The organism is Pseudorhodoferax soli, assembly GCF_003337555.1.
GTDB classification, from domain to species: domain Bacteria; phylum Pseudomonadota; class Gammaproteobacteria; order Burkholderiales; family Burkholderiaceae_C; genus Pseudorhodoferax; species Pseudorhodoferax soli.
Genome location: NZ_QPJK01000002.1, coordinates 1 through 24,516 on the forward strand (window position 1 = coordinate 1; position 24,516 = coordinate 24,516).

Here is a 24,516-nt window from a genome sequence, read left to right on the forward strand (position 1 = left end):
ACGATCACGCTCACCGACGTGAACGAAGCACCGCTGGGCGCCGTCACGGACGTGAACGCTGCAGCCAACAGCGTGACGGAGAACGCGGCCAACGGAACGGCAGTGGGGATCACCGCGCAGGCGCTCGACCCGGACGGCACGGCCACGGTGAGCTACAGCCTCAGCAACGACGCGGGCGGACGCTTCGCCATCGACGCCAGCACCGGCGTGGTGACGGTGCTGGACGGCACGCTGTTGGACTATGAGACGGCGAACAGCCATCAGATCACCGTGCTGGCCAGTTCCAGCGACGGCACAACCTCCAGCGCCAACTTCACCATCGCGCTGACGGATGCGAACGAGGCACCCATCGGTGCCGTGAGCGACACGAACGCTGCCGCCAACAGCGTGGCAGAGAACGCGGCCAACGGCACGGTGGTCGGCATCACCGCCCAGGCCACCGACCCGGACGCCAGCGCCACGGTGAGCTACAGCATCAGCAACAGCGCAGGCGGCCGTTTCACCATCGACGCCGCCACCGGCGTGGTGACGGTGCTGGACGGGACGCTCCTGAACTACGAAGCCGCCACCAGCCACACCATCACCGTGCTGGCCACCTCCAGCGACGGCTCTACCTCCAGCGCCAACTTCACCATCAACCTGACCGATGTGAACGAGGCGCCTGTCGGTGCGGTCACGGATGTGAACGCCGCGGCGAACCAGGTGGCCGAAAACGCCGCCAACGGCACTGCCGTGGGCGTCACAGCCCAGGCCACCGACCCCGACGGCACGGCCACAGTGAGTTACAGCCTCAGCAACGACGCCGGCGGCCGCTTCGCCATCGACGCCACCACCGGCGTGGTCACCGTGGCCGACGGCACGCTCTTGAACTACGAGTCCGCCACCAGCCATGGCATCACCGTGCTGGCCACGTCGAGCGACGGCAGCACTTCCAGTGCCAACTTCACGATCAACCTGACCGATGTGAACGAGGCGCCTGTCGGTGCGGTCTCCGACGTGAATGCGGCGGCCAACCAGGTGGCCGAGAACGCCGCCAACGGCACCACCGTGGGCATCACCGCGCAGGCGCTCGACCCCGACGGCACGGCCACGGTGAGTTACAGCCTCAGCGACAACGCCGGTGGGCGCTTCGCCATCAACGCCACCACCGGCGTGGTGACCGTGGCCGACGGCACGCTCTTGAACTACGAAGCCGCCACCAGCCATGGCATCACCGTGCTGGCCACCTCCAGCGACGGCACCACCTCCAGCGCCAGCTTCACCATCGACCTGACGGATGTGAACGAGGCCCCGGTTGGCGCAGTGATCGACACGAATGCGGCCGCCAACAGCGTGGCAGAGAACGCCGCCAATGGCACGGTGGTCGGCATCACCGCCCAGGCGACGGACCCGGACGCCACCGCGACGGTGAGCTACAGCCTCAGCAACAACGCCGGGGGACGCTTCACCATCGACGCCACCACCGGCGTGGTGACGGTGGCCGACGGCACGCTTTTGAACTACGAAGCCGCCACCGCCCATGGCATCACGGTGCTGGCCACCTCCAGCGACGGCAGCACCTCCAGCGCCAACTTCACGGTTGCGCTGACGGATGTGAACGAGGCGCCCATCGGCGCAGTCTCCGATGTGAATGCGGCCGCCAACCAGGTGGCCGAGAACGCCGCCAACGGCACCACCATGGGCATCACGGCCCAGGCGACAGACCCCGACGGCTCGGCTGCGGTGAGCTACAGCCTCTCGGACAACGCAGGAGGACGCTTCGCCATCAACGCCACCACCGGCGTGGTGACCGTGGCCGACAGCACCCTTTTGAACTACGAAGCCGCCACCAGCCACGGCATCACCGTGCTGGCCACCTCCAGCGACGGCAGCACTTCCAGCGCCAGTTTCACCATCGACCTGACGGATGTGAACGAGGCCCCGGTTGGCGCAGTGATCGACACGAATGCGGCCGCCAACAGCGTGGCGGAGAACGCCGCCAACGGCACGGTGGTCGGCATCACCGCCCAGGCCACCGACCCCGACGCGACGGCCACGGTGAGCTACAGCCTCTCGGACAACGCAGGGGGCCGATTCGCCATCGACGCCAACACCGGCGTGGTCACCGTGGCCAACGGCAGCCTGCTCGACTACGAGAACGCATCCAGCCACCAGCTCACCGTGCTGGCGACCTCCTCCGATGGGTCGACCTCCAGCACGCACTTCACGGTCCAACTCATGGATGTGAACGAAGCACCCATCGGTGGGCTCTCCGATGTGAATGCGGCCGCCAACCAGGTACCCGAGAACGCTGCCACGGGCACGCCCGTCGGCATCACGGCCCATGCCACGGACCCGGACGGCACGGCCACTGTCAGCTACACGCTCAGCAACGATGCCGGTGGCCGCTTCACCATCGACCCGGCCACGGGCGTCGTCACGGTGGCCGACGGCAGCCTGCTGGACTACGAGGGCACCGCGCAGTACCAGATCACCGTGCTGGCCACCTCGTCGGACGGCAGCACTGCCAGCCTCCAGTTCACGATCGACCTGACGGATGCGAACGAAGTCCCGGTTGGCCCGGTGAGCGACGTGGATCCGGCCGCCAACACCGTTCCCGAGAACACCGCCACCGGCACGCCCGTCGGCATCACGGCCCAGGCCACGGACGCCGACGGCACCGCCACGGTGAGCTACAGCTTGAGCAACAGCGCCGGCGGCCGCTTCGCCATCGACGCTGCCACCGGCGTCGTCACCGTGGCCAATGGCAGCCTGCTCGACTACGAGAGCGCCACCAGCCACCAGATCACCGTGCTGGCCACTTCGTCGGACGGCTCCACCTCCAGCGCCAGCTTCACCATCGCGCTGACCGACGTGAACGAGGCCGTGATCTCGCCCGTGGTCGACACCGATGCGGCGCCCAACCGCGTGCCCGAAAACGCCGCCACCGGCTCGCCCGTGGGCATCACCGCCTTCGCACGCGACCCTGATGCCGGCGCCACGGTCAGCTACACGCTGCTCGACAACGACGGGGGCCGCTTCGCCATCGACGCCAACACGGGCGTGGTCACCGTGGCCGACGGCAGCCTGCTCGACTACGAGGCCGCCACCGCGCACGGCATCGTGGTGCGGGCCACGAGTTCCGACGGCTCCACGACCGACACGGCCTTCGCCATCGCGCTGGCCGACGTGAACGAGTTCGCCGTGGGGCAGCCGGTGGACACCGACCCCGCGCCCAACCGTGTCGACGACAACGCCGGCACCGGCGCCACCGTGGGCGTCACCGTGCAGGCGGTGGACGCGGACGGCAGCAACAACACGGTGCGCTACAGCCTCAGCGACGACGCCGGCGGCCGTTTCGCCATCGACGCCGTGACCGGCGTGGTGACGGTGGCCGATGGCACGCGGCTGCAGGACGCCGATGGCTTCACCATCAAGGTGCTGGCGACTTCGTCCGACGGCAGCAGCAGCGAGACGGCGTTCAGCGTGGCGGTGCGCAACACCGACATCCAGGCGCCGGTGATCACCAGCCCGGCCAGCGTGGCCGTGCCGGAGAACACCGCCGGCGTGCTGCAGGTGACCGCCAGCGATGCCGACTCGCCGGCCGGTGCGCTGGTCTACAGCATCGTCGGCGGCGCGGACGCGGCGCGCTTCGCCATCGACGCGCAGACCGGCGCGCTGCGCTTCATCGCCACGCCCGATTTCGAGATCCCGGCCGATGCCAACGGCGACAACCTCTACGAGCTGCGCGTGCGCGTGAGCGATGGCCGCCAGGCCAGCGAGCAGCAGCTGGCAGTGCAGGTGACGCCCGTCAACGACAACCTGCCGCGCTGGACCACCCCGGGCGGGGTGGTCGAGGTGCCCGAGAACACCACCGAGGTCGTGCGCGTGCAGGCCGTCGACGCCGACCTGCCGGCCGAGACGCTGCGCTACAGCATCGTGGGCGGTGCCGACGCGGCGCGCTTCGCCATCGACGCGCAGACCGGCGCGCTGCGCTTCGTCAACGCACCGGACCGCGAGGCCCCCGTCGATGCCGACGGCGACAACGACTACGCCGTGGTGATCGGCATCAGCGACGGCCTGCACAGCGCCTCGCTGGCCCTGACGGTGCGGGTGCGCGACGTGGCCGAGGCGGGAGGATTGCCCGGCGGCACCGTGCAGGTCCGCGTGCCGGAGCAGCAGACCGCCGTCACGACGGTGCAGGCCACGGGCACGGATGGGCAGCCGCTGCAGTACGCGCTGGCCGGCGGCGCCGATGCGGCGCTGTTCGCCATCGACGCATCCACCGGCCGGCTGTCGTTCCGCGCACCGCCGCTGTTCATGTCGCCGCGCGATGCCAACGGTGACAACCTCTACGAAGTGCTGGTCCGCGTCAGCGACGGTGAACGCACGGGCGACTACCGGGTGCTGGTGACGGTCACGGGCAATCCGGTCGTGCAGCCGAACCCGGTGCCGACCGCGCCCGCTGCGGGCCCCACGCCGCCGGTGGCGCTGCCCTTGCTGCCCGGCCTGCCCGCCACCGGCGCCAGCCCTGGCATCGGCGGCGATTCCGCAGGCACCGGCACAGACGCAACGGAAGAAAGCCCGCAGCAGTTCGCGGGCGGTGCCGATGCGGTGCACGCCGACCATGTGCCCGGCACCAGGCCCGCTCCCGGCGTTCTGCTGGCCCCGACCACGCAGCAGCCGCTGCCGGCCGATCTGCTGCTGCGGGTGCACTGGCGCCAGTCCGACTACCACGCCGCGTGGGGCGAGGTGGGCCTGGCTGAACTCCTATTGCCTGAGATGCTGCGCAGCCAGCCTGCCGATGCCCGTGCGGAGACCGGCCGCGGCCTGCGGCCCGACGCTTTGCCGGTCCTCGCCGACACCACCGAGGAGGCCCGCGGCGATGCGCTGCAGACCAGCGCGGCTCTGGACCAGGCCCTGGCCGGCGGCATCGCCATCGGCCTGGGCGCGGCCTTCTGGGCCAGCCGCGGCAGTGCCCTGCTGGCCAGCCTGCTCGCCATGTCGCCGGCCTGGACGAGCATGGACCCGCTGCCCGTGCTGAACCGGCGTCGGCGCGGGCCACGCGACGCACGCGCGCAGCAACCCTTCGGCGATGCGCAGGACGACAATGCAGCCCGGACCGAACCCGAAGATGCCCGGCGCAGGAATGACGAAGCCGTGGCGGAGGACAACACGTGAATCTGATGGGATGGTGGCGCCAGTTGTTCACGCCTGCCGTGCGGGTCGCGCTCGGGCTGGTGTCGCTCATGGTCACGCTGGTGCTGATCGCCGAGATGTTCACCGGCTACCCGAGCGACCGTGGCGAACTGGTGCGCAAGCACCACGCCCTGGTGACCCGCACCGTGGCCCAGGATGTGGCCAGGGTGCTGAGTTCCGACGCCAGCGGCGCTGCGCAGTTGCCGCGATTGCTGGCCGATGCACGCGCGCAGGAGCCGCGGCTGCTGTCGGCCCGCGTGCTCGACAACCAGGGCCAGGTGCTGGGCCAGGTGGGCAACCACCAGAGCGGCTGGCACCTGGAGACCGGCAGCAGTTCCACGCTGGACAACATCCGCATCCCGCTGACGGTGGCCAACCAGCGCTGGGGAGAGGTCCAGTTCGTCATGCAGCCGCTGTACCCGCGCACGCTGGGCGGCTGGCTGCACGAGCCGCTGGTGCACTGGCTGGCCTTCATCTCGGTGGTCGGCCTGCTGGTCTATTCGCTCTACCTGCGCCGGGTGCTGCGCCACCTGGACCCGAACGCCGCCGTGCCGGAACGCGTGCGCACGGCCTTCGACACGCTGACCGAAGGCGTGCTGGTGCTGGACACCGTGGGCCGCGTGATGCTGGCCAACAAGGCCTTCACGCTGGTCGATGGCGAGGACGCCAAGGCCTTGACCGGCCGCGATGCCACGGACCTGCGCTGGCTCGTGGACAGCCTGCCGCCGGAGCAGCGCAACCCGCCACCGTGGCGCCAGGCCGTCCAGGACAAGGCGCCGGTGCTGGGCGTTCCACTGCATGTGGTGCGGCCGCGGCTGCCGGCGCTGCGGCTGGTGTTGAACTGCTCGCCCATCACCGACAACGGCCGCGTGCGCGGCTGCCTGGCGAGCTTTGCCGACGTCACGCAGCTGCAGGAGCGCACGGAGAAGCTGCGCGTGGCCTTGGAAGACCTCGGCGCCTCGCAGAAGGAGATCGAGCGCAAGAACGAGGAGCTGACGCTGCTGGCCACGCGCGACGCGCTGACCGGCATCTTCAACCGCCGCTCGCTGATGCAGCAGGCCGAGCAGCGCTTCACCGAAGCGCGCGCCAACGGCACGCCGCTGACCTGCATCATGTGCGACATCGACCACTTCAAGTCCGTCAACGACAAGTACGGCCATGGTGGTGGCGACCAGGTGATCCAGGGCGCAGCGCGCGCGCTGAGCCGCGGGCTGCGCATGGAGGATTTCGTCGGCCGCTACGGCGGCGAGGAGTTCTGCGTGGTGCTGCCGGGCAGCACGCTGGCGCAGGCGCGCGAGGTGGCCGAGCGGCTGCGCGAGGACATCGCTGCCACCCTCGGCGCGGCGCTGCGCGACCACCCCGGCGTGCGCGTGACCATGAGCTTCGGCGTCAGCGAACTCGAGGCCGGCATGGCCGACCCCGCTGCACTCATCGACCTGGCGGACCAGGCGCTGTACCACTCCAAGAAAAACGGCCGCAACCGCGTGACCGCGTGGCGCACCGAGGACACCAAGACGGCAGGAGCAGTTGCATGACGGACACCGCGAACTCCCCAACCCGGCCCACCGTGCTGGTGGTGGACGACACGCCGGACAACCTGTCGCTCATGAGCGCGCTGCTCAAGGATCTGTACAAGGTCAAGGTGGCCAACCATGGCGAGCGCGGCCTGCGCATCGCCAACTCCGACCCGCCGCCCGACCTGATCCTGTTGGACATCATGATGCCGGACATCGACGGCTACGAGGTCTGCGCGCGGCTCAAGGCCGAGCCGCGCACGCGCGACATCCCGGTGATCTTCCTGACCGCGCGCTCCGAGGTGGAGGACGAGACCCGCGGGCTGGAGCTCGGCGCGGCCGACTACATCACCAAGCCCATCAGTCCGCCCATCGTGCTGGCGCGCGTGCAAGCCCACCTGACGCTGAAGGCGCATGCGGACTTCCTGCGCGACAAGAGCGCCTACCTGGAGCAGGAGGTGGCCAAGCGCACGGCCGAGGTGCAGGCCATCCAGGACGTGACCATCATGGCCATGGCCTCGCTGGCGGAAACGCGCGACAACGAGACCGGCGCACACATCCGGCGCACCCAGCTGTACGTGCGCCGGCTGGCCGAGCAGTTGAAGGACCACCCGCGCTTCTCGGGCTACCTGACCGAGCGCACCATCGAGCTGCTGTACAAGTCCGCGCCGCTGCACGACATCGGCAAGGTCGGCATTCCGGACAACATCTTGCTCAAGCCGGGACGGCTCACCCCGGAAGAGTTCGAGATCATGAAGAGCCACACCACGCTGGGCCACACCGCCATCGCCGAGGCCGAGCAGCGCCTGGGCATGAAGGTGGACTTCCTCTCGCTGGCCAAGGAGATCGCGCTGTCGCACCAGGAGAAGTGGGACGGCTCGGGCTACCCGCAGGCGCTGGCGGGCGAAGCGATCCCGCTGTCGGCACGGCTCATGGCGCTGGCCGACGTGTACGACGCGTTGATCAGCAAGCGGGTCTACAAGCCAGCGCTGCCGCATGCGGAGGCGGTGCGCATCCTGCAGGAAGGCCGCGGCAAGCACTTCGACCCCGACGTGGTCGATGCCTTCCTGGTCGTGGCGGAAGACTTCCGCACCATTGCGGAAACCCACGGCGACGAGGACTGATGCAGGCGTCATCGAGCGACCCCTTCACCGCAGCGCGCCCCAGGCTGTTCTCCATCGCTTACCGCATGCTGGGCACGCGCGCCGACGCCGAGGACGTGGTGCAGGACGCCTGGCTGCGCTGGCACGGCAGCGACCAGGCAGCCGTGCAGTCGGCCGAGGCCTGGCTGGTGACGACGGTCACGCGGCTCGCGCTCGACCGGCTGCGTGCGGCCAAGACCGAGCGCGAGGCCTATGTGGGCTTCTGGCTGCCCGAACCGCTGGTGGAACTGGACGAGCGCACGCCTGAGGCCTTTGCGGAGCAGGCCGGCGAACTCTCGGTGGCCATGCTGTGGGTGCTGGAGCGCCTGGCGCCCGAGGAGCGCGCGGCCTACCTGCTGCGCGAGATGTTCGACCAGGACTACGCCGACATCGCCAAGCTGCTGGACAAGAGCGAGGCCGCCTGCCGCCAGCTCGTGCACCGCGCCAGCGAGCGCGTGCAGCGCGAGCAGCCGCGCTTTGACGTGCCGCGCGAGGCGCACCTGCGTGTGCTGCAGCGCTTCGTCACGGCGGCACGCAGCGGCGCACGCGATGCGCTGCAGGCCCTGCTGGCCGACAACGCCGAGCTGATCGGCGACGGCGGCGGCAAGGTGCCCTCCTTCGGCAAGGTGCTGCAGGGCGCGTTCCGCATCGCCAACCTGTTCTTCGCCACCTTCCGGCGTGCGCCGGACGCGGTGCTCTACCGCATCGCCACGGTCAATGGCGAGCCCGGCCTGCTGCGCTATGTCGAAGGTCGGCTCGAATCGGCCCAGGCCTTCGTCACCGATGGCGAGAAGATCCATACGATCTACGCCATCCGCAACCCCGACAAGCTGCGCGGGCTGCCGCAGCAGCCCTAGCCCGCCATGCCGGTCGGCACGCCGAGCCGGGCTGCCAGCCGCGCGGCGTCGTACGGCGCGTGCACCTTCACGTCGTTGTCGAAGTAGCAGAACACGTCGCGCCGCGCGCGCCGTGGCGCGGCGCGCGGTGAAGCGCGCCGTGCGCCATCGACCTGGCGGCCGGCGCGCCAGGCCGCGATGCGCGCGGCCCAGTGGTCGAGCGCGGCATCGCCGTAACCGCTCGCATAAAGTTCCTTGTCGCCATGCAGGCGCATGTAGACGAAGTCGGCCGTGAGGTCTTCCAGCAGCGGCCAGCGCCCAGCGGTGTCGGCCACCACCAGCGCGATGCCATGGCGCCGCAACAGCGCGACGAAGGCCGGATCTTCGAAGCTCGCGTGCCGCACCTCCAGCGCATGGCGCAGGCGCTGCGGGTGCGGCACACGCAGCAGCGCGCGTGCGGGCAGGCGGCCGTCGTGCCGGCGCGCGAGGGCACTGGCCTGGTCGGTGTCGCGCGGCAGGAGCGCGAGAAAGGCCTCGAGCCGGTCTGCATCGAAGCGCAGGGAAGGCGGCAGTTGCCAGAGCAGCGGGCCGAGCTTGGCGCGCAACGCGAACAGGCCGGAGGCGAAGAAGTTGGCCAGCGGCGTCTTCACCTCCTGCAGCCGCAGCATGTGCGTGATGTAGCGCGGGCCCTTCACCGCGAACAGGAAGTCCGCGGGCGTGGCGTCGTGCCAGGCCGCGAACGCGGCCGGCCGCTGCAGTGCGTAGTGGGAGCCGTTGAGCTCGATGCTGGGCAGGGCGCGCGCCGCAAAGGCCAGTTCCTCGCGCTGCGGCAAGCCGCGCGGGTAGAAGCGGCCGCGCCAGGGCGCATAGCGCCAACCCGAAATGCCGATCCATGCCCTGCCCTGGCCTGCCATGCCTGTGCTCCTTGTCGCGTTCTGGAGCGATGCAGCATGGCATGCGCCGCCGTGGCCGCCTGCACGCCAGCGGCGCGATCCCTTGTGCGGGATGGCCGATGCCGCAGCACCGGCCAGGCATGAAAAAACCCAGCGTCCAGACCACCGGGCCGTGGTCTTCGCGCTGGGTGGCGCCGGATGGCGGCGGGGATCAGCGTTCGATCGTCAGCGCCACGCCCATGCCGCCGCCGATGCACAGCGAGGCGATGCCCTTCTTGGCATCGCGCCGTGCCATCTCGTGCAGCAGCGTGACCAGGATGCGGCAGCCGGACGCACCGATCGGGTGGCCGATGGCGATGGCGCCGCCGTTCACGTTGACCTTGCTGGTGTCCCAGCCCATCTCGTTGTTGACGGCGCAGGCCTGGGCCGCGAAGGCTTCGTTGATCTCCAGCAGGTCGAGGTCGCCCGGCTTCCAGCCGGCGCGCTCCAGCGCCTTGCGCGCCGCTGGCACCGGGCCCATGCCCATGATGGCCGGATCCAGGCCCACGGTGGCGAAGCTGGCGATGCGGCCCAGCGGGGTCAGGCCCAGCGCGGCGGCTTTCTTGGCCGTCATGACGACCACGCCGGCGGCGCCGTCGTTGATGCCGGAGGCATTGCCAGCCGTCACGCCGCCGGCCTTGTCGAAGGCGGGGCGCAGGCCGGCCAGGGCTTCGGCGCTGGTCTTCTTGTTGATGAACTCGTCGTTGGCGAAGACGACGGGGTCGCCCTTCTTCTGGGGGATCGTGAAGGGGACGATCTCGTCCTTGAACCGGCCGGCTTCCTGGGCGGCGGCAGCCTTTTGCTGGCTGCCCAGCGCGAGCGCGTCCTGCGCCTCGCGGCTGATGCTGTACTTCTTGGCCACGTTCTCGGCCGTGATGCCCATGTGATACTGGTTGTAGACGTCCCACAGACCGTCGGTGATCATGGAATCGGTCATCTTCCAGTCGCCCATGCGCTGGCCGTCGCGCGAGCCCAGCAGCACGTGCGGGGCGGCGCTCATGTTTTCTTGCCCGCCGGCGATGACGATCTCGCTGTCGCCATAGGCCACGGCCTGGGCGGCCAGCATCACGGCCTTGAGACCGGAGCCGCAGACCGCGTTGATCGTCAGGCCGGGCGTGGCCTGCGCCAGGCCGCCCTTGATGACAGCCTGGCGGGCCGGGTTCTGGCCCGAGCCGGCGGCCAGCACCTGGCCCAGGATCACCTCGTTGATCTGCTCGGGGCTGAGCTTGGCGCGCACCAGCAGTTCCTTGAGCACCGCTGCGCCCAGCTCGGGTGCCGGGATCTTGGCCAGGCTGCCGCCGAATTTGCCGACGGCTGTGCGGGCGGCTGCGACGATGACGATGTCTTCCATGGTGTCTCTTCCTAACGATGCTGGGGTTGCGGGAAATCGAAAACGGATCAGGCCTTGGCCTTGACGTAGCGGCCGGGCGCCGGCTCGATGGCCTTGTATTGTGCGCGTCCGTAGCCGCGCGGGGCGGCAACCTGGCGGCCCGCATGGCCAGCCAGCCAGCTGGACCAATCGGTCCACCAGCTGCCCGGGTGCTCGGTGGCGTCGGCCAGCCAGTCCTGCACGTCGGCAGGGAAGCGGGTGTCGCTGCCGATCCAGTGGCTGCGCTTCTTCTTGGCCGGCGGGTTGATCACGCCGGCGATGTGGCCGGAGGCGCCCATCACGAAGCGCTTCTTGCCCGGCAGGTGCTGGGTGGACGCGTAGGAGCCGCCGATGGGCACGATGTGGTCTTCGCGCGAACCGTAGACGTAGACCGGCATCTGCAGCTTGGAGAAATCGATCTGCTCGCCGCAGACCGTGGCCCGGCCGGGCTGCACCAGCAGGTTCTCCAGGTAGGTGTTGCGCAGGTACCAGGCGTAGAAGGGGCCAGGCAGGTTCGTGGAATCGCTGTTCCAGTAGAGCAGGTCGAACGGCGGCGGCGTCTCGCCCTTGAGGTAGTTGCCCACCACGTAGTTCCAGACCAGGTCGTTCGGGCGCAGGAAACTGAAGGTGGACGCCAGGTCGCCACCGGGCAGGAGGCCGCCCTTGCCCATCTGCATCTCGCGGTACTTGACCATGTTCTCGTCGATGAACACGTCCAGGATGCCGGTGTCCGTGAAGTCCAGCAGCGTGGTCAGCAGCGTGAGCGCGGCGATCGGCTTTTCGCCACGCGCGGCCAGCACGGCGGCGGCCGTGGTCAGGATGGTGCCGCCCACGCAGAAGCCCAGCGCATTGATCTGCTTGGCGCCGGTGATGTCCTGCACCACGCCGATGGCCCGGATGGCGGCGTCCTCGATGTAGTCGTCCCAGCTCTTGTCGGCGAGCGACTGGTCGGGGTTGCGCCAGCTCACGACGAAGGTGCGGTGGCCCTGCTCCACCGCGTAGCGGATCAGCGAGTTCTCGGGCTGCAGGTCGAGGATGTAGAACTTGTTGATACAGGGCGGCACCAGCAGGAAGGGGCGCTCGTAGACCTTGGCCGTGAGGGGCTTGTACTCGAGCAGCTGGAACAGCTCGTTCTCGTAGACCACGGCGCCCTCGGTCGTGGCGACGTTGCGGCCGACCTCGAACAGGCTCTCGTCGGTCATCGACACATGGCCTTGCTGCATGTCGTGCAGCAGGTTCTGCATGCCCTTGGCGATGCTCTCGCCCTTGGTCTTCAAGGCCAGCGCCTGCGCTTCGGCGTTGAACGCCATGAAGTTGCTGGGCGCGGAGGCGGCCATCCACTGCTCGACCGCGAAGCGCACGCGTGCGCGCGTTTTTTCGTCGCCCTGCACCGCATCGGCCAGGGCCATCAGCGTGCGTGCATTGAGCAGGTAGCTGGCGGCCGAGAAGGCGGCCACGGGATTGCCGGACCAGGCCTCGCCCGCGAAGCGCCTGTCGCGCTGCAAGGAATGCTGCATGTTCTGGCCCCACAGGGCGCCGACCTCGCTCAGGTATTGCTTCTGCAACTCCTGCAGCTTGTCGGGTGCGAACGACAGCGCCGGCAAGCCAGCCGCAGCGGGTGCGCCCATGGTCGTGCCCCCGGACTGCTGCATGGCCTTGGCGAGCATGTCGCCCATCAGGCTCTGGAACTGCTGGGCGGCCTGCGCCCAGTCTGCTTGAGAATGCATTGCGTCTCCTCGACCCTCAAATCCCCAGAAATCCTGGGGTAAACCCTGATTACAGCAGCACCCTGTGAGGTGCGGCAACTTTATTTACGTTATGTATCTGGTCGTGATCGCGTGGATGTATGTGGCCGTGATGATGGCAGTGGCCGAGGCCACCAGTACACAGGGCACGCTATTGGGTGCCCTGGTGACCTTTGTACTCTACGGCCTCGTGCCGGTGGCACTGGTGGTTTACCTGATGCTGGCGCCGGCGCGGCGCAAGATGCTGCGGGCCCGCGAAGCGGCCGAGTTCGCGGCCCAGCAGGAAGCCCTGCGCAAGGCTTCAGCCGGCCAGCCAGATGCAGGCGGCCATGCGCCCGCTGACGCGGTCGCGCCGGTGCGAAAAGAAACGTGAGGCATCGCTGACCGTGCACCATGGCGCACTGCTGTCGTTGCCGTGGATGCCATGCAGATCCAGTGCCGCCAGCCGCAGCCGCGCGAGCGCGGGCAGATCGGCCAGCCATTTGCCTGCGGTGTGCGCGCGGAAACAGTCTGCCGCGGCCGCGGACTGCGCCAGGAATGCGGCCCGCACCTCGTCACCGACCTCGAAGGCCGTCGGGCCGATGCACGGCCCCAGCCAAGCCAGCCACTGCGCCCGCGGCACGGCGCGGCGCAGGCTCGCCACGGTGTTCTCGAGCACGCCCGCGGCCAGGCCGCGCCAGCCGGCATGGGCTGCCGCGACGGCGCGCCCTTCGGTGTCGCAGAACAGGACGGGCAGGCAGTCCGCAACCATGATGGTGCAGGCGGGGCCCGGCTGCAGGCTCATGCAGGCATCGGCCACCGGCACAGCCTGCGGACTGGGCAGGCGCTCCACCGCCGTGCCGTGGACCTGTTGCATGAACACTGGCGTGGCGCCCAATCGTTCGGCCAGCAAAGCGCGGTTGCCCTGGACGGCTGCGGCCTCGTCGCCCACATGGTCGCCCAGGTTGAGGCTGGCGTAGGGCGGCGCCGAAACACCGCCTGCGCGCAGGCTCATCAGCGCCCGCACGCGGGGCGGCGCCGGCCAGTCGGGCAGCAAGGCGTCCATCAGCCCTCGGCGTCCGGGCAAGCCGATGGTTGGGCCTGTTGCACAGCCGGCAAGGCCATGCCGGCCTCGTAGGCGGCCATGGTCAGCGGCAGGCCGGACACGTCGACCGCGAAGCGCTGCGCATTGAAGATCTGCGGCACCAGGCAGCAGTCGGCCAGCGTGGGACTGTCGCCGAAGCACAGGGCCGCCGGACCATGGGCCGCGCGCAGCTGCGACAACTGGCGCTCCACCGCCTCCAGCCCACTGCGGCACCAATGCCGGTACCAGGCGTTCTTGGCGCCGTCGTCGACCTTGAGCTCCTGCGACAGGTACTTGAGCACGCGCAGGTTGTTGATGGGATGGACCTCGCAGGCGATCGTCTGCGCGAGCGCACGCACCTGGGCACGCGCGAGCGGCTCGCGTGGCAGCAGCCTTGGCTCTGGGTGCGTCTCTTCGAGGTAGTCGATGATGGCCAGGGACTGCGACAGTGCCACGCCACCAACCTCGAGCACCGGCACCAGACGGTCGGCCGACACGGCGGCGAAAGCCTCGCCGCGCTGCTCGCCCTTGACCAGGTGGATCGGCACATACTCGTACGCGATGCCCTTGAGCGCCAGCGCGATGCGCACGCGGTAGGAGGCCGAGGAACGGAAGTAGCTGTAGAGCTTCATGGCGGCAGGGCGGGCTGGGATCGGGAGCGGCGATTATCCGCAGCGCGCGCCGCAAGGCCTTCGGCTTGCCCTGTTGGCGGCCGTGCGGCGCTCAGGCCGCAGCGGCCACGGCCCGCGCCGACTGGCGCGCACGCAGTCGGCCGAACGCCGCACCCACCGCCAGCGTGCCCAGCGCGCCGGCCACCATGAGCGGCCGCGTGCCGTGCTCGGCCACCGACAGGCCCGCCAGCCACACGCCGATGGCCTGGCCCAGGAAGAAACAGCAGGCGAACGAGGACACGGCGGCGCCGCGGCGCTCGGGCGCCATCTGCGTGGCATTGGTCTGCAAGGTGTTGTGCAGCATGTAGAAGCCCAGCCCGGCCGCCAGGCAGCCCGGCACGGCCAACCACCAGGCAGGCGCCCAGGCGATGCCCAGCAGCGCCAGCGCAACGATGGCGCCGCCCCAGGCCGCCAGCCGCGTCTCGCCCATGCGCGCCACCAGCGGCCGCGCGCCGAACGCGAACAGGATGCCGCCCGCGCCGAAGGCCATCAGCGTTGCGCCCGCGGCGGCCAGCGGCAGATGGAACACCGCATGCAGGTGCACGGCGATGAAGGCGAAGGCACCGAAGATGCACGCGCCCTCGAGGAACACGGTGGCCAGCACCACACGCGCCCAGGGCACTGAAAGCACTTTGGCGAACTCGCCGGCCATGCGGCGCACGGGATTGCCGGCGGCGGGCGTTCCGCTCGGCCGTGGCACGCGGCGGCCGACGCGCTGCATGGTCAACGCGATGGCGACGAACCAGGCCGCCAGCCCCCAGAACGGCAAGCGCCAGCCCAGGTGGTCTGCGGCCAGCCCGCCGACCACCACGCCGCTGGACATGCCCAGGATCTGCCCCACCAGGAAGCGCGCAAGCACGGGCTGGCGATCGGCATAAGCCACCATGTCGCCGATGAAGGCCATGGACAGCGGGATGATCGCTGCGGCCGCGATGCCGGCCACCAGCCGCGCGCCGACGAGCTCCGCGTGGCCTGGCGCCAGTGCGCAGGCCACCGATGCCAGCGCACAGGCCATGGCGGCCCAGCCGATCACGCGGAACTTGCCGAAGCGGTCGCCCAGCGGGCCGAACAGCAGCTGCGCCAGGCCATAGGCCATGGAGAACACGGTGACGACCTGGGCGGCCTGTGCCAGCGAGACCGAGAACTCCTGCGCCAGGCGTGGCAGCAGCGGATCGGTCAGGCGCATGGCAAAGGCACTGCCGAATGCAGCGAGGCCCAAAGCAAGCAAGGCACCGGGCGGCAAGCCGCGCGGTGCCTCGGTATCGGAAGAAGAAAGCATCCTCCGATGTTAGGCATCCCGCCCCGCCCGCGTGCGGACGGGGTGAATGCAGGCTCAGCCCTGGCGTTCGGCCAGGAAGATCTCCACGCGCCGGTTCTTGGCGCGGCCGGCATCGCTGTTGTTCTCGGCCACGGGCTCGTGCGAGCCGCGGCCGGCGGTCAGGATGCGCCGCGCATCGACGCCGCGCGCCGAAAGGTAGTCGCGCGCGCTGTTGGCACGCTGCAACGAGAGCGGGTCGTTGACGGCATCCGAGCCCGTGGAGTCGGTGTGGCCGATGATGCGCACCTCGGTGTTGGGCTGGTCGCGCAGGCCGCTGGCGAACTGGTCGAGGATGGGCCGCAGCGCAGGACGGATATCGGCGCGGCCGGTATCGAACGAAATGTCGCTCGGGATGTCCAGCTTGAGCTGGTTATCGGCCGTCTGCGTGACGGCCACGCCGGTGCCGGCCGTGGCTTGCTCCATCTCGGCCTTCTTCTTCTGCATGTGCGAAGACCAGATGTAGCCGCCCAGCGCACCGACGCCGGCACCGATGGCCGCACCCCGGCCCTGGCCGACCAGCGCGCCCACGCCGGCGCCGACACCGGCACCGACGGCCGTGCCCTTCTGGGTTTCGCTCATGTTGGCGCAGCCGCCAAGCGCCAGGGCAAGCACCACGGCGGCGGCGATGCCGGCGCGCGGCGCAGGCCGGCGGAACGATGCGGAGGAAGAGGGATGTTGTGCGGTCATGAAAGACTCCTGTTGTCGTGGCTCACAGCGGCATTGCACACCAGCCGCATCCGCCACCCAATGACGATGTGCTACGAGTTGTACCAATGCCGCGCCGGTGACTGCGAGGGGTTGCAGCGCCGATCGGCTGTCGGACATGGCCGCACCGATCCAGGCCTCGCCGTGGCACACTGCCCCGCGCATCACCAGGGCCCGCAGGGTGCGGGCCGCATTTGCCAGCAGAAAGGTCGCGATGAGCTTCGTTTTTCCTCCCGCCCCACCCGTCGCCGTGCCTGTCGTCGGCCAGACGGCCGCCTTCCCGGTGCACCGCGTTTACTGCGTGGGACGCAACTACGCAGAGCACGCCAAGGAGATGGGCTTCACCGGCCGCGAGCCGCCCTTTTTCTTCATGAAGCCGTTTGACGCCGTGGTGCCCGTGCCTGCCGGCCAGACCGGCACCATCGCCTACCCCAGCCTCACGAAAGACCTGCACCATGAGATCGAACTCGTGGTGGCCATCGGCACGGGCGGTTCCAACATCAAGGCGGCCGACGCGCACAAGCACATCTTCGGCTACGCCGTGGGCCTGGACATGACGCGTCGGGATCTGCAGGGCGAGATGAAGAAGCAGGGCCGGCCCTGGTGCATCGGCAAGGGCTTCGAGCAATCCGCGCCCATCGGTCCGATCACGCCCGTCGCGCAGGCCGGCGATGTCGAGAAGGCCGAGATCCACCTGACGGTCAACGGCAAGGAACGCCAACGCAGCGACGTCTCCAAACTGATCTGGAACATCGCGGAAACCATCGAACACCTCTCGGCCGCGTGGACGCTGCAGCCCGGCGACCTCATCTACAGCGGCACGCCCGAAGGCGTGGCCGCCGTGGTGGCGGGCGATGTACTGTCGGGTGGCGTGGCCGGGCTGGAAAGCCTGACGGTCCGGATCACCGGCTGACGCCCTTCGGACCGGCAGCCCGCCCACACGCTGCCGGTCCTCATTACACTGCCCCGCCATGAGCTTTCGCCCCCCCCTCAAGCACTGCCGCAACTGCGGTACTGCCGTGGTCTACCGCGTGCCCGACGACGGCGACACCAAGGAGCGGGCGGTCTGCCCGGCCTGCGCAACCATCCACTACGAGAACCCGCTGATCGTGGTCGGCACGGTGCCGGTGCTGGACGAGCGCGTGCTGCTGTGCAAGCGCAACATCGAGCCGCGTTGGGGCAAGTGGACGCTGCCGGCCGGCTTCATGGAACTGGGTGAGACCACCGCCCAGGGCGCCGCGCGCGAGACCGACGAAGAGGCCGGTGCCGCCTACGAAATGGGCGAGCTGTTCAGCCTCATCAACGTGGTGCGCGTCGGCCAGGTCCACATGTTCTACCGGGCCCAGCTGCTGCACGACCGCTTCGACCCCGGCCACGAAACCATCGAGGCACGGCTGTTCCACGAACACGAGATCCCGTGGGACGAGATCGCCTTCAAGACCGTGCGCGAAACGCTGCAGTGGTTCTTTGCCGACCGCAAGGCCGGCCAGTTCGGCATGCACCAGCTGGACATCGCGTAGCGGCGCCTGCCGCCACGCGCGCCAGGCTCACTCGCCCAGGTAAGCCGCCCGCACCTTGGGGTCGCTCAGCATCGCCTTGGCATCCCCGTTCATGGTGATGATGCCGGACTCCATCACGTAGGCGCGGTCGGCGATGGCCAGCGCACGGCTGGCGTTCTGCTCGACCAGCAGGATGGTGACGCCCTGGGCATGCACGTCGCGCACCACCTCGAAGATCTTGTCCACCATGATGGGCGACAGACCCATGGAAGGCTCGTCCAGCAGCAGCACCTTGGGCCGGCTCATGAGCGCGCGGCCCATGGCCAGCATCTGCTGCTCACCGCCCGACATGGTGCCGGCCAGCTGGTCCTTGCGTTCGCGCAGGCGCGGGAAGATGCTGAACATCTTCTCGATGTCCTTGGCGATCTCGGCGTTGTCGTTGCGCGTGTAGGCGCCCATCTGCAGGTTCTCGGTGATGGTCATGCGCGCGAACACACCGCGGCCCTCGGGCACCATCGCCAGGCCCTGCTTGACGAGGTCCCAGGCGCCCTGCCCGCGCACCGGCTTGCCCAGGTACTCGATCTGGCCGCCGCTCGCGGGCAAGGTGCCCGTGATGGCCTTCATCGTCGTGGTCTTGCCCGCACCGTTGGAGCCGATCAGCGAGACCAGTTCGCCCTGGCGCACTTCGAAATCGATGCCCTTGACGGCCTGGATACCGCCATAGGCCACCTGCAGGCCCTGGACTTTCAACAAGACAGTCATCTCAATGCGCTCCCGTGCCGAGGTAAGCCTCGATCACCTTTTCGTTCTTCTGCACGTCGGCGGGCGAGCCCTGTGCGATCAGCTTGCCGTAGTCGAGCACCGTCACGCGGTCGCACAGGCCCATGACCAGCTTCACGTCGTGCTCGATGAGCAGGATGGTGCGGTTGTCCTTGCGGATCCGGTCGATCAGCTCGCGCAGCTGCACCTTCTCGGTGGCGTTCATGCCGGCAGCCGGTTCGTCCAGCGCGATCAGCTGCGGATCGGTGGCCAGCGCGCGTGCGATCTCCAGCCGGCGCTGGTCGCCGTAGCTCAGCGTGCGCGCCTTGTAGTCGGCCAGCTTGCCGATGCCGACGTAGTCCAGCAGTTCCTGGGCGCGCTTGGCGATGGCCTCTTCCTCGGCCTTGAAGCCGCCGGTGCGGAAGATCGCGCCGAGCAGCCCGGAGCGCGTGCGCACATGGCGGCCCACCATGACGTTCTCCAGCGCCGTCATCTCGGCGAACAGCCGGATGTTCTGGAAGGTGCGCGCGATGCCGGCCTGTGCGACCTCGTGCACGGCTGTGGGCTTGTAGGGCTTGCCGGCCAGCTCGAAACTGCCGCTGTCCGGCGTGTACAGCCCCGTGATCACGTTGAAGAAGGTGGTCTTGCCGGCGCCGTTGGGACCGATGAGGCCATACACCTGGCCGCGCTCGATCTTCATGGCCACATCGCTTAAGGCCTGCAGGCCGCCGAAGCGCTTGGAAATGCCGCTGACGTTGAGAACCGTGTCTGCCATGTCCGTCTCGCTTCAGGGGTTGATGGACATGGGGCGGTTGGCCGCGCCGGGCACCGCATCGGCCGGCGTGTCCACGCCGGGCGTGACGGCCTGGGCCGAACCGGGCACCGGATCGGGCGCCATCTTCTTGTTGAGCGACTTGCCGTGCTCGGGCGCCGGCCACAGGCCGCGGGGGCGCAGCAGCATCACGATGATCATGGCCAGCGCGATCAGCAGCTGGCGCAGGATGGGCGCATCGAGCCGGCCATCGGTCATGGCCTGCAGCGGGCCGGCGACGTAGCGCAGCACCTCGGGCAGCGCCGACAGCAGCACCGCGCCCAGGATCACGCCGGGCAGGTGGCCGATGCCGCCCAGCACCACCATGGCGACGATCATGACCGACTCCATGAGGCTGAACGACTCGGGCGAGACGAAGCCCTGGAAGGCGCCGAACATGGAACCGGCGACACCGCCGAAGGCCGCGCCCATGCCGAAGGCCAGCAGCTTCATGTTGCGGGTGTTGATGCCCATGGCCTTGGCTGCGATCTCGTCTTCGCGGATGGCCATCCAGGCCCGGCCGATGCGCGAGACCTGCAGCCGATGGCAGATGACGATGCTGATGAGGACCAGCGCCAGGAACAGGTAGTAATACAGCGTGACCGATGGCAGCGTGAAGTCGCCGATCTTCAGCGAGCGGCCCAGGTCCAGGCCGAACAGCTTGACCGAGTCGATCTGGTTGATGCCCTTGGGGCCGTTGGTCAGGTTGACCGGGTGGTCCAGGTTGTTCAGGAACACGCGGATGATCTCGCCGAAGCCCAGCGTCACGATGGCGAGGTAGTCGCCGCGCAGCTTCAGGGTGGGCGCGCCCAGCAGCATGCCGAACAGCCCCGCGATGCCGGCCCCGAGCGGTATCACGAGCCACAGCGAGGAGTGCAGGCCGTTGGGAAACATGGCCTTGAAGGCCTCGAAGGTGTCGGTCAGGTGCGGCGAAGCCAGCAGCGCGAACATGTAAGCGCCGACAGCGAAGAACGCGACGAAGCCCAGGTCCAGCAGTCCGGCGTACCCGACGACGATGTTCAGGCCCAGCGCCAGCATGATGTACAGCAGCGACATGTCGGCGATGCGCACCCAGGCGTTGCCGAAGTTCTGCAGCACCAGCGGAAAGGCGATCAGCACGATGGCGCAGACCACCAGGGTCAGCGGCTTGTTCTTTTGCAGGAAGCTCATCGCGTGCTCCTCAGGCCCGGTCCGCCACCCGCTCGCCGAGCAGGCCCGAGGGCCGCAGCGTGAGGATGATGATGAGCACGATGAAGGCGAAGATGTCCGAGTAGTGGCTGCCCAGCACCCCGCCCGTCAGCTGGCCGATGTAGCCTGAGCCGATGGCTTCGATCAGCCCCAGCAGGATGCCGCCGACCACCGCGCCACCGAGGTTGCCGATGCCGCCGAACACCGCGGCCGTGAAGGCCTTGAGGCCGGGCAGGAAGCCCATCGCGTGCTGCGCCGTGCCGTAGTTGGAGGCGTACATCACGCCGGCGATCGCGGCCAGCACGGCACCGATGATGAAGGTGGCCGAGATCACCACGTCGGGCTTGACACCCATCAGCGCGGCGACGCGCGGGTTCTCTGCCGTGGCGCGCATCGCGCGGCCGAGTTTGGTGAAGTTGACGAGCCACATCAGCAGTGCCAGCGAGACGGCCGTGAGGCCCAGGATCAGCACCTGCGTGGGCGAGATCACGGCGCCGCCGATGTGGATCGGGTCGCTCGGCAGCAATGTGGGATAGGCCTTGTAGTTGGGCTTCCAGATGATCATGGCCAGCGTCTGCAGCAGGATGGAGACGCCGATGGCGGTGATCAGCGGGGCCAGCTTGGGGCTGTTGCGCAACGGGCGGTAGGCCACCTTCTCGATCACGAAGTTGAGTGCGGCGGCCACCACGCAGGCGATGACCATGGCGATGAACAGGATGACCCAGCCCGGTGTGCCCGCCATGTTCTGTTGCATGAGGCCGATGACCGACCAGCTTGTCAGTGCACCCACCATGAGCACTTCGCCATGCGCGAAGTTGATCAGGTTGATGATGCCGTACACCATGGTGTAGCCGAGGGCCACCAATGCGTACATGCTGCCCATGACCAGACCGTTGATGATCTGCTGTAGCAAGATATCCATCTTCTTCTCCGTTGCGGTACGCCCTGCGCGTAGCCCTTTGTGGGGACTAGCAAAAAGCCCGCCAAGCCTGTGTCAGCAGCGGGTTGGGGCGGGATTGTAGTCACGGGCATGCACCAGTCCGGGGTGTATTCAGACGGGGTTTTCCCTCTGTAAATCGCGCCGTTTCAGCCGCGCTGCTGGCGGTTCTTCTCGCGCAGCGCGGCCAGCTTCTCGCCGATCTTGAGCTCCAGGCCGCGCGCCACCGGACGGTAGAAATGGGGCTCGTCCATGCCGTCGGGAAAGTAGCGCTCGCCGGCCGCGAAGCCTTCGTCCTCGTCGTGTGCGTAGCGGTAGTTCTTGCCGTAGTCCAGGCTCTTCATGAGCTTGGTCGGCGCGTTGCGCAGGTGCATGGGCACGGGCCGCGTGCCGTCCTGCTTCACGAAGGCGCGCGCCTGGTTGTAGGCGGTGTAGACGGCGTTGGACTTGGGCGCCACCGCCAGGTAGACCACGCACTCGGCCAATGCCAGTTCGCCTTCGGGCGAGCCCAGGCGCTCGTAGACCTCGGCAGCATCGAGAGCCAGGCGCAGCGCGCGTGGATCGGCCAGGCCGATGTCCTCGCTGGCCATGCGCACGAGACGGCGCGCCATGTAGCGCGGTTCCGCACCGCCATCGAGCATGCGCACCAGCCAGTACAGCGCCGCATCGGGATCGGAGCCGCGCACCGACTTGTGCAGCGCACTGATGCTGTCGTAGAACTGGTCGCCGCCCTTGTCGTAGCGGCGCATGCGCTCGCCCAGCACGCGCACCAGCCAGGCGTCGTCGATGCGTGCAAGCTTCTCCTGCTGGGCCGCCACCGCCAGCGTCTCCAGGGTGTTGAGCAGGCGGCGCGCGTCGCCGTCGGCATAGGAGATCAGCCGGTCCAGTGCCTTGTCCTCGATGGCGGGCACGGCGTCGATGGCCTGCGCCCGCTCCACAATCTGGCGCAGGTCCTCTTCACCCAGCGGTTGCAGCACGTAGACCGCGGCGCGCGACAGCAGCGCCGAGTTGACCTCGAACGAGGGGTTCTCGGTGGTCGCGCCGATGAAGGTGAACAGCCCGCTTTCCACGTGCGGCAGGAAGGCGTCCTGCTGGCTCTTGTTGAAGCGGTGCACCTCGTCGACAAAGACGATGGTGCCGCGCTGCTCCAGGCCGTCGCGCGCGATGGTGGCGCGCTCGACGGCCTCACGGATCTCCTTGACGCCGCCCAGCACCGCACTGATGGCAATGAACTGTGCTTCGAAGGCATCGGCCATGAGCCGCGCGATGGTGGTCTTGCCGGTTCCGGGCGGCCCCCAGAGGATGCAGGAGTGGGGCCGGCCGGACTCGAAGGCGATGCGCAGTGGCATCCCCTCTCCCAGCAGTTGCTGCTGGCCGACGACCTCGCCCAAGGTCTTGGGACGCAGGCGTTCGGGCAGGGGCTGGTGCGGCGCGGCGGAAGGACGGGAAGCGGTAGCCATGGGCCCATTGTCCGGTGCCTCTGCCAGGCCCTGGCGCCGCGGAAGTTCCAACCAGATGTAACGCATGGGCCCGCCGCCTTGTGCGACGCGGCCGACGCCCGTATCGTGGCGGCGCTTTCGGATGCGACCCGCCAACAAAAGGAGACAACCATGGCGACAGCGGACAAGCAGGGGTTGGGCGACAGCCATGCGGCCACACCGGACCGGCGGCGCTTCCTGGCCCGCGCCGGCGCAGGCGCCGCGGCACTGGCTGGCGCCAGCGCCTGGGCCCAGGGCAAACCGCCACCGGGGCCGCCCAGCACGGTGACGACACCGCCGCGCGACTTCGGTCCGGGCGCATCGCCCACCACCTACTTCTGGGACCCGGACGTCATTGCGGTCGATCCGTCCTTCAACGACCTGGCCCAGCCCAACGCATCGATCCAGCGCCTGTGGACCGGGGCCGGCTGGGCCGAGGGGCCGGCCTGGAATGCGGTCGGCAAGTTCCTGCTGTGGAGCGACATCCCGGCCGACCGACAGCACCGCTGGATCGAGGACGACGGCCACGTCTCGGTGTTCCGCTCGCCATCGAACAACAGCAACGGCAACTGCTTCGACTACCAGGGCCGCCAGATCAGCTGCGAGCACCTGACGCGCCGCGTGGTGCGCTACGAGCTCGATGGCTCCATCACCATCCTGGCGGACCGCTGGAACGGCAAGCGCCTGAACTCGCCCAACGACGCCGTGCCCCACACCGACGGCAGCATCTGGTTCACCGACCCGCCCTATGGCGCGCAGCTGTACGAGGGCACGCCCGACCCGGCGGGCGGCAAGAGCAACCGCGCGGGCCGGCTCAACAACCGCATCGGCCAGCCGCCCGGCGTGAGCGATGCGCGGCAGGAGCTGCCGACCCAGGTCTACCGCTGGGACCCGAGTGGCCGGCTCGACGCCGTGGTTGCCGACGACAAGGTGCCCAACCCCAACGGACTGTGCTTCTCGCCCGACTTCAAGAAGCTCTACGTGGCCAGCACCGGCCCGGCCGGAAAGGGCGACATCCATGTGCTGGATGTGGGCGCGGACAACAAGCTGTCGAACCAGCGCGTGTTCAGCGACTGCATGGTCGACGGGGTCAAGTGCGGGCCGGACGGCATCCGTGCCGACGTGTTCGGCAACATCTGGTCGGCCAGCAACGCGGGCCGCGCCGTGGGCTACAACGGCGTCACGGTCTGGAACCCCGAGGGCAAGCTCATCGGCCGCATCCGCCTGCCCGAGGTCTGCGGCAACCTGACCTTCGGCGGACCCAAGCGCAACCGGCTGTTCATGATCGCGAGCCAGTCGGTCTATGCCGTCTACACCGCGACACAGGGCGCGGCACCGAGCTGACACACTGGCGCCCGTCGCGCGCTTGCG

20 protein-coding genes are annotated in these 24,516 nt (G+C 68.9%); 8 read left to right on the forward strand and 12 right to left on the reverse strand.

The window, feature by feature from the left end:
* Positions 1-18 precede the first annotated feature (18 nt).
* Genes DES41_RS06610 through DES41_RS06625 form a run of 4 tightly spaced genes read left to right on the forward strand, consistent with a single transcriptional unit; the run spans position 19 to position 8,691 of the window.
* Complete coding sequence (locus tag DES41_RS06610; RefSeq protein ID WP_211332922.1) at positions 19-5,160, forward strand: beta strand repeat-containing protein; 5,142 nt, start codon at positions 19-21, stop codon at positions 5,158-5,160.
* 5 nt (positions 5,161-5,165) lie between these two features.
* A complete protein-coding gene (locus tag DES41_RS06615; protein WP_245965656.1) occupies positions 5,166-6,713 on the forward strand; it encodes a sensor domain-containing diguanylate cyclase in 1,548 nt (515 codons plus the stop codon).
* The gene (locus tag DES41_RS06620; RefSeq protein ID WP_114466873.1) at positions 6,710-7,816 is read left to right on the forward strand and encodes a response regulator; all 1,107 of its coding nucleotides are present in this window, start codon (positions 6,710-6,712) and stop codon (positions 7,814-7,816) included. Before DES41_RS06615 ends, DES41_RS06620 begins: the two co-directional genes overlap by 4 nt.
* Positions 7,816-8,691, forward strand: a complete 876-nt coding sequence (locus tag DES41_RS06625; protein WP_114466874.1) for an RNA polymerase sigma-70 factor — start codon at positions 7,816-7,818, stop codon at positions 8,689-8,691. The genes DES41_RS06620 and DES41_RS06625 overlap by 1 nt, the downstream gene beginning before the upstream one ends.
* On the opposite strand, the gene DES41_RS06630 is transcribed toward DES41_RS06625, so the two are convergent.
* The 3 genes from DES41_RS06630 to phaC form a co-directional block, all read right to left on the reverse strand.
* Positions 8,688-9,584, reverse strand: a complete 897-nt coding sequence (locus tag DES41_RS06630; RefSeq protein ID WP_114466875.1) for a DUF72 domain-containing protein — start codon at positions 9,582-9,584, stop codon at positions 8,688-8,690. The two genes, DES41_RS06625 and DES41_RS06630, sit on opposite strands and share 4 nt — an antisense overlap.
* Positions 9,585-9,774: 190 nt before the next feature.
* Entirely contained in the window at positions 9,775-10,953 is a 1,179-nt protein-coding gene (locus DES41_RS06635; RefSeq protein ID WP_114466876.1) for an acetyl-CoA C-acetyltransferase, read from the reverse strand.
* A 47-nt stretch (positions 10,954-11,000) separates the two neighbouring features.
* Entirely contained in the window at positions 11,001-12,698 is a 1,698-nt protein-coding gene (gene phaC / locus DES41_RS06640; RefSeq protein WP_114466877.1) for a class I poly(R)-hydroxyalkanoic acid synthase, read from the reverse strand.
* Positions 12,699-12,789: 91 nt separating this feature from the next.
* On the opposite strand from phaC, the gene DES41_RS06645 reads away from it, so the two are divergent.
* Entirely contained in the window at positions 12,790-13,089 is a 300-nt protein-coding gene (locus DES41_RS06645; protein ID WP_114466878.1) for a hypothetical protein, read from the forward strand.
* On the opposite strand, the gene pgeF is transcribed toward DES41_RS06645, so the two are convergent.
* The 4 genes from pgeF to DES41_RS06665 all read right to left on the reverse strand — a co-directional run bounded on the left by pgeF (position 13,018) and on the right by DES41_RS06665 (position 16,455).
* Positions 13,018-13,761 carry a peptidoglycan editing factor PgeF gene (pgeF, locus tag DES41_RS06650; protein WP_211332923.1) on the reverse strand — a complete coding sequence of 248 codons (744 nt, stop codon included), beginning with the start codon at positions 13,759-13,761 and terminating at the stop codon, positions 13,018-13,020. The genes DES41_RS06645 and pgeF overlap by 72 nt on opposite strands.
* The gene (gene maiA, locus DES41_RS06655; RefSeq protein ID WP_114466879.1) at positions 13,761-14,411 is read right to left on the reverse strand and encodes a maleylacetoacetate isomerase; all 651 of its coding nucleotides are present in this window, start codon (positions 14,409-14,411) and stop codon (positions 13,761-13,763) included. The genes pgeF and maiA overlap by 1 nt, the downstream gene beginning before the upstream one ends.
* 91 nt (positions 14,412-14,502) lie before the next feature.
* A complete protein-coding gene (locus DES41_RS06660) occupies positions 14,503-15,729 on the reverse strand; it encodes an MFS transporter (RefSeq protein ID WP_114466880.1) in 1,227 nt (408 codons plus the stop codon).
* 54 nt (positions 15,730-15,783) lie between these two features.
* Positions 15,784-16,455 (reverse strand): YiaD family glycine zipper/OmpA-like lipoprotein, encoded by a 672-nt coding sequence (locus DES41_RS06665; protein ID WP_114466881.1) that lies wholly within the window; start codon positions 16,453-16,455, stop codon positions 15,784-15,786.
* Between the two features lie 232 nt (positions 16,456-16,687).
* Here DES41_RS06665 and DES41_RS06670 point away from each other — a divergent pair, with 232 nt between their 5' ends.
* A complete protein-coding gene (locus tag DES41_RS06670; RefSeq protein WP_114466882.1) occupies positions 16,688-17,386 on the forward strand; it encodes a fumarylacetoacetate hydrolase family protein in 699 nt (232 codons plus the stop codon).
* A 58-nt stretch (positions 17,387-17,444) separates the two neighbouring features.
* Positions 17,445-17,993 carry an NUDIX hydrolase gene (locus DES41_RS06675; protein WP_114466883.1) on the forward strand — a complete coding sequence of 183 codons (549 nt, stop codon included), beginning with the start codon at positions 17,445-17,447 and terminating at the stop codon, positions 17,991-17,993.
* Between the two features lie 27 nt (positions 17,994-18,020).
* Here DES41_RS06675 and DES41_RS06680 read toward each other — a convergent pair whose 3' ends face one another.
* The 5 genes from DES41_RS06680 to DES41_RS06700 all read right to left on the reverse strand — a co-directional run bounded on the left by DES41_RS06680 (position 18,021) and on the right by DES41_RS06700 (position 23,127).
* Positions 18,021-18,734, reverse strand: a complete 714-nt coding sequence (locus DES41_RS06680) for an ABC transporter ATP-binding protein (RefSeq protein ID WP_114466884.1) — start codon at positions 18,732-18,734, stop codon at positions 18,021-18,023.
* A 1-nt stretch (position 18,735) separates the two neighbouring features.
* Entirely contained in the window at positions 18,736-19,506 is a 771-nt protein-coding gene (locus DES41_RS06685) for an ABC transporter ATP-binding protein (protein WP_114466885.1), read from the reverse strand.
* A gap of 12 nt (positions 19,507-19,518) precedes the next feature.
* On the reverse strand, positions 19,519-20,712 hold the full coding sequence (locus tag DES41_RS06690; protein WP_114466886.1) for an ABC transporter permease subunit: 1,194 nt from the start codon (positions 20,710-20,712) through the stop codon (positions 19,519-19,521).
* 10 nt (positions 20,713-20,722) lie between these two features.
* Positions 20,723-21,652, reverse strand: coding sequence for a branched-chain amino acid ABC transporter permease (locus tag DES41_RS06695; protein WP_114466887.1), 930 nt, complete (start codon positions 21,650-21,652; stop codon positions 20,723-20,725).
* 164 nt (positions 21,653-21,816) lie between these two features.
* Complete coding sequence (locus DES41_RS06700) at positions 21,817-23,127, reverse strand: replication-associated recombination protein A (protein ID WP_114467768.1); 1,311 nt, start codon at positions 23,125-23,127, stop codon at positions 21,817-21,819.
* A 150-nt stretch (positions 23,128-23,277) separates the two neighbouring features.
* On the opposite strand from DES41_RS06700, the gene DES41_RS06705 reads away from it, so the two are divergent.
* A complete protein-coding gene (locus DES41_RS06705) occupies positions 23,278-24,489 on the forward strand; it encodes an SMP-30/gluconolactonase/LRE family protein (protein ID WP_114466888.1) in 1,212 nt (403 codons plus the stop codon).
* The last annotated feature ends 27 nt before the right edge of the window (positions 24,490-24,516 follow it).

Excerpts from the sequence above, each read along its gene's own strand:
- DES41_RS06615 (WP_245965656.1), top strand. The coding sequence starts at position 5,166 with ATGGGATGGTGGCGCCAGTTGTTCACGCCTGCCGTGCGGGTCGCGCTC.
- DES41_RS06620 (WP_114466873.1), top strand. The coding sequence starts at position 6,710 with ATGACGGACACCGCGAACTCCCCAACCCGGCCCACCGTGCTGGTGGTG.
- DES41_RS06625 (WP_114466874.1), top strand. The coding sequence starts at position 7,816 with ATGCAGGCGTCATCGAGCGACCCCTTCACCGCAGCGCGCCCCAGGCTG.
- DES41_RS06630 (WP_114466875.1), bottom strand. The coding sequence starts at position 9,584 with ATGGCAGGCCAGGGCAGGGCATGGATCGGCATTTCGGGTTGGCGCTAT.
- DES41_RS06635 (WP_114466876.1), bottom strand. The coding sequence starts at position 10,953 with ATGGAAGACATCGTCATCGTCGCAGCCGCCCGCACAGCCGTCGGCAAA.
- phaC (WP_114466877.1), bottom strand. The coding sequence starts at position 12,698 with ATGCATTCTCAAGCAGACTGGGCGCAGGCCGCCCAGCAGTTCCAGAGC.
- DES41_RS06645 (WP_114466878.1), top strand. The coding sequence starts at position 12,790 with ATGTATCTGGTCGTGATCGCGTGGATGTATGTGGCCGTGATGATGGCA.
- pgeF (WP_211332923.1), bottom strand. The coding sequence starts at position 13,761 with ATGGACGCCTTGCTGCCCGACTGGCCGGCGCCGCCCCGCGTGCGGGCG.
- maiA (WP_114466879.1), bottom strand. The coding sequence starts at position 14,411 with ATGAAGCTCTACAGCTACTTCCGTTCCTCGGCCTCCTACCGCGTGCGC.
- DES41_RS06660 (WP_114466880.1), bottom strand. The coding sequence starts at position 15,729 with ATGCTTTCTTCTTCCGATACCGAGGCACCGCGCGGCTTGCCGCCCGGT.
- DES41_RS06665 (WP_114466881.1), bottom strand. The coding sequence starts at position 16,455 with ATGACCGCACAACATCCCTCTTCCTCCGCATCGTTCCGCCGGCCTGCG.
- DES41_RS06670 (WP_114466882.1), top strand. The coding sequence starts at position 16,688 with ATGAGCTTCGTTTTTCCTCCCGCCCCACCCGTCGCCGTGCCTGTCGTC.
- DES41_RS06675 (WP_114466883.1), top strand. The coding sequence starts at position 17,445 with ATGAGCTTTCGCCCCCCCCTCAAGCACTGCCGCAACTGCGGTACTGCC.
- DES41_RS06680 (WP_114466884.1), bottom strand. The coding sequence starts at position 18,734 with ATGACTGTCTTGTTGAAAGTCCAGGGCCTGCAGGTGGCCTATGGCGGT.
- DES41_RS06685 (WP_114466885.1), bottom strand. The coding sequence starts at position 19,506 with ATGGCAGACACGGTTCTCAACGTCAGCGGCATTTCCAAGCGCTTCGGC.
- DES41_RS06690 (WP_114466886.1), bottom strand. The coding sequence starts at position 20,712 with ATGAGCTTCCTGCAAAAGAACAAGCCGCTGACCCTGGTGGTCTGCGCC.
- DES41_RS06695 (WP_114466887.1), bottom strand. The coding sequence starts at position 21,652 with ATGGATATCTTGCTACAGCAGATCATCAACGGTCTGGTCATGGGCAGC.
- DES41_RS06700 (WP_114467768.1), bottom strand. The coding sequence starts at position 23,127 with ATGGCTACCGCTTCCCGTCCTTCCGCCGCGCCGCACCAGCCCCTGCCC.
- DES41_RS06705 (WP_114466888.1), top strand. The coding sequence starts at position 23,278 with ATGGCGACAGCGGACAAGCAGGGGTTGGGCGACAGCCATGCGGCCACA.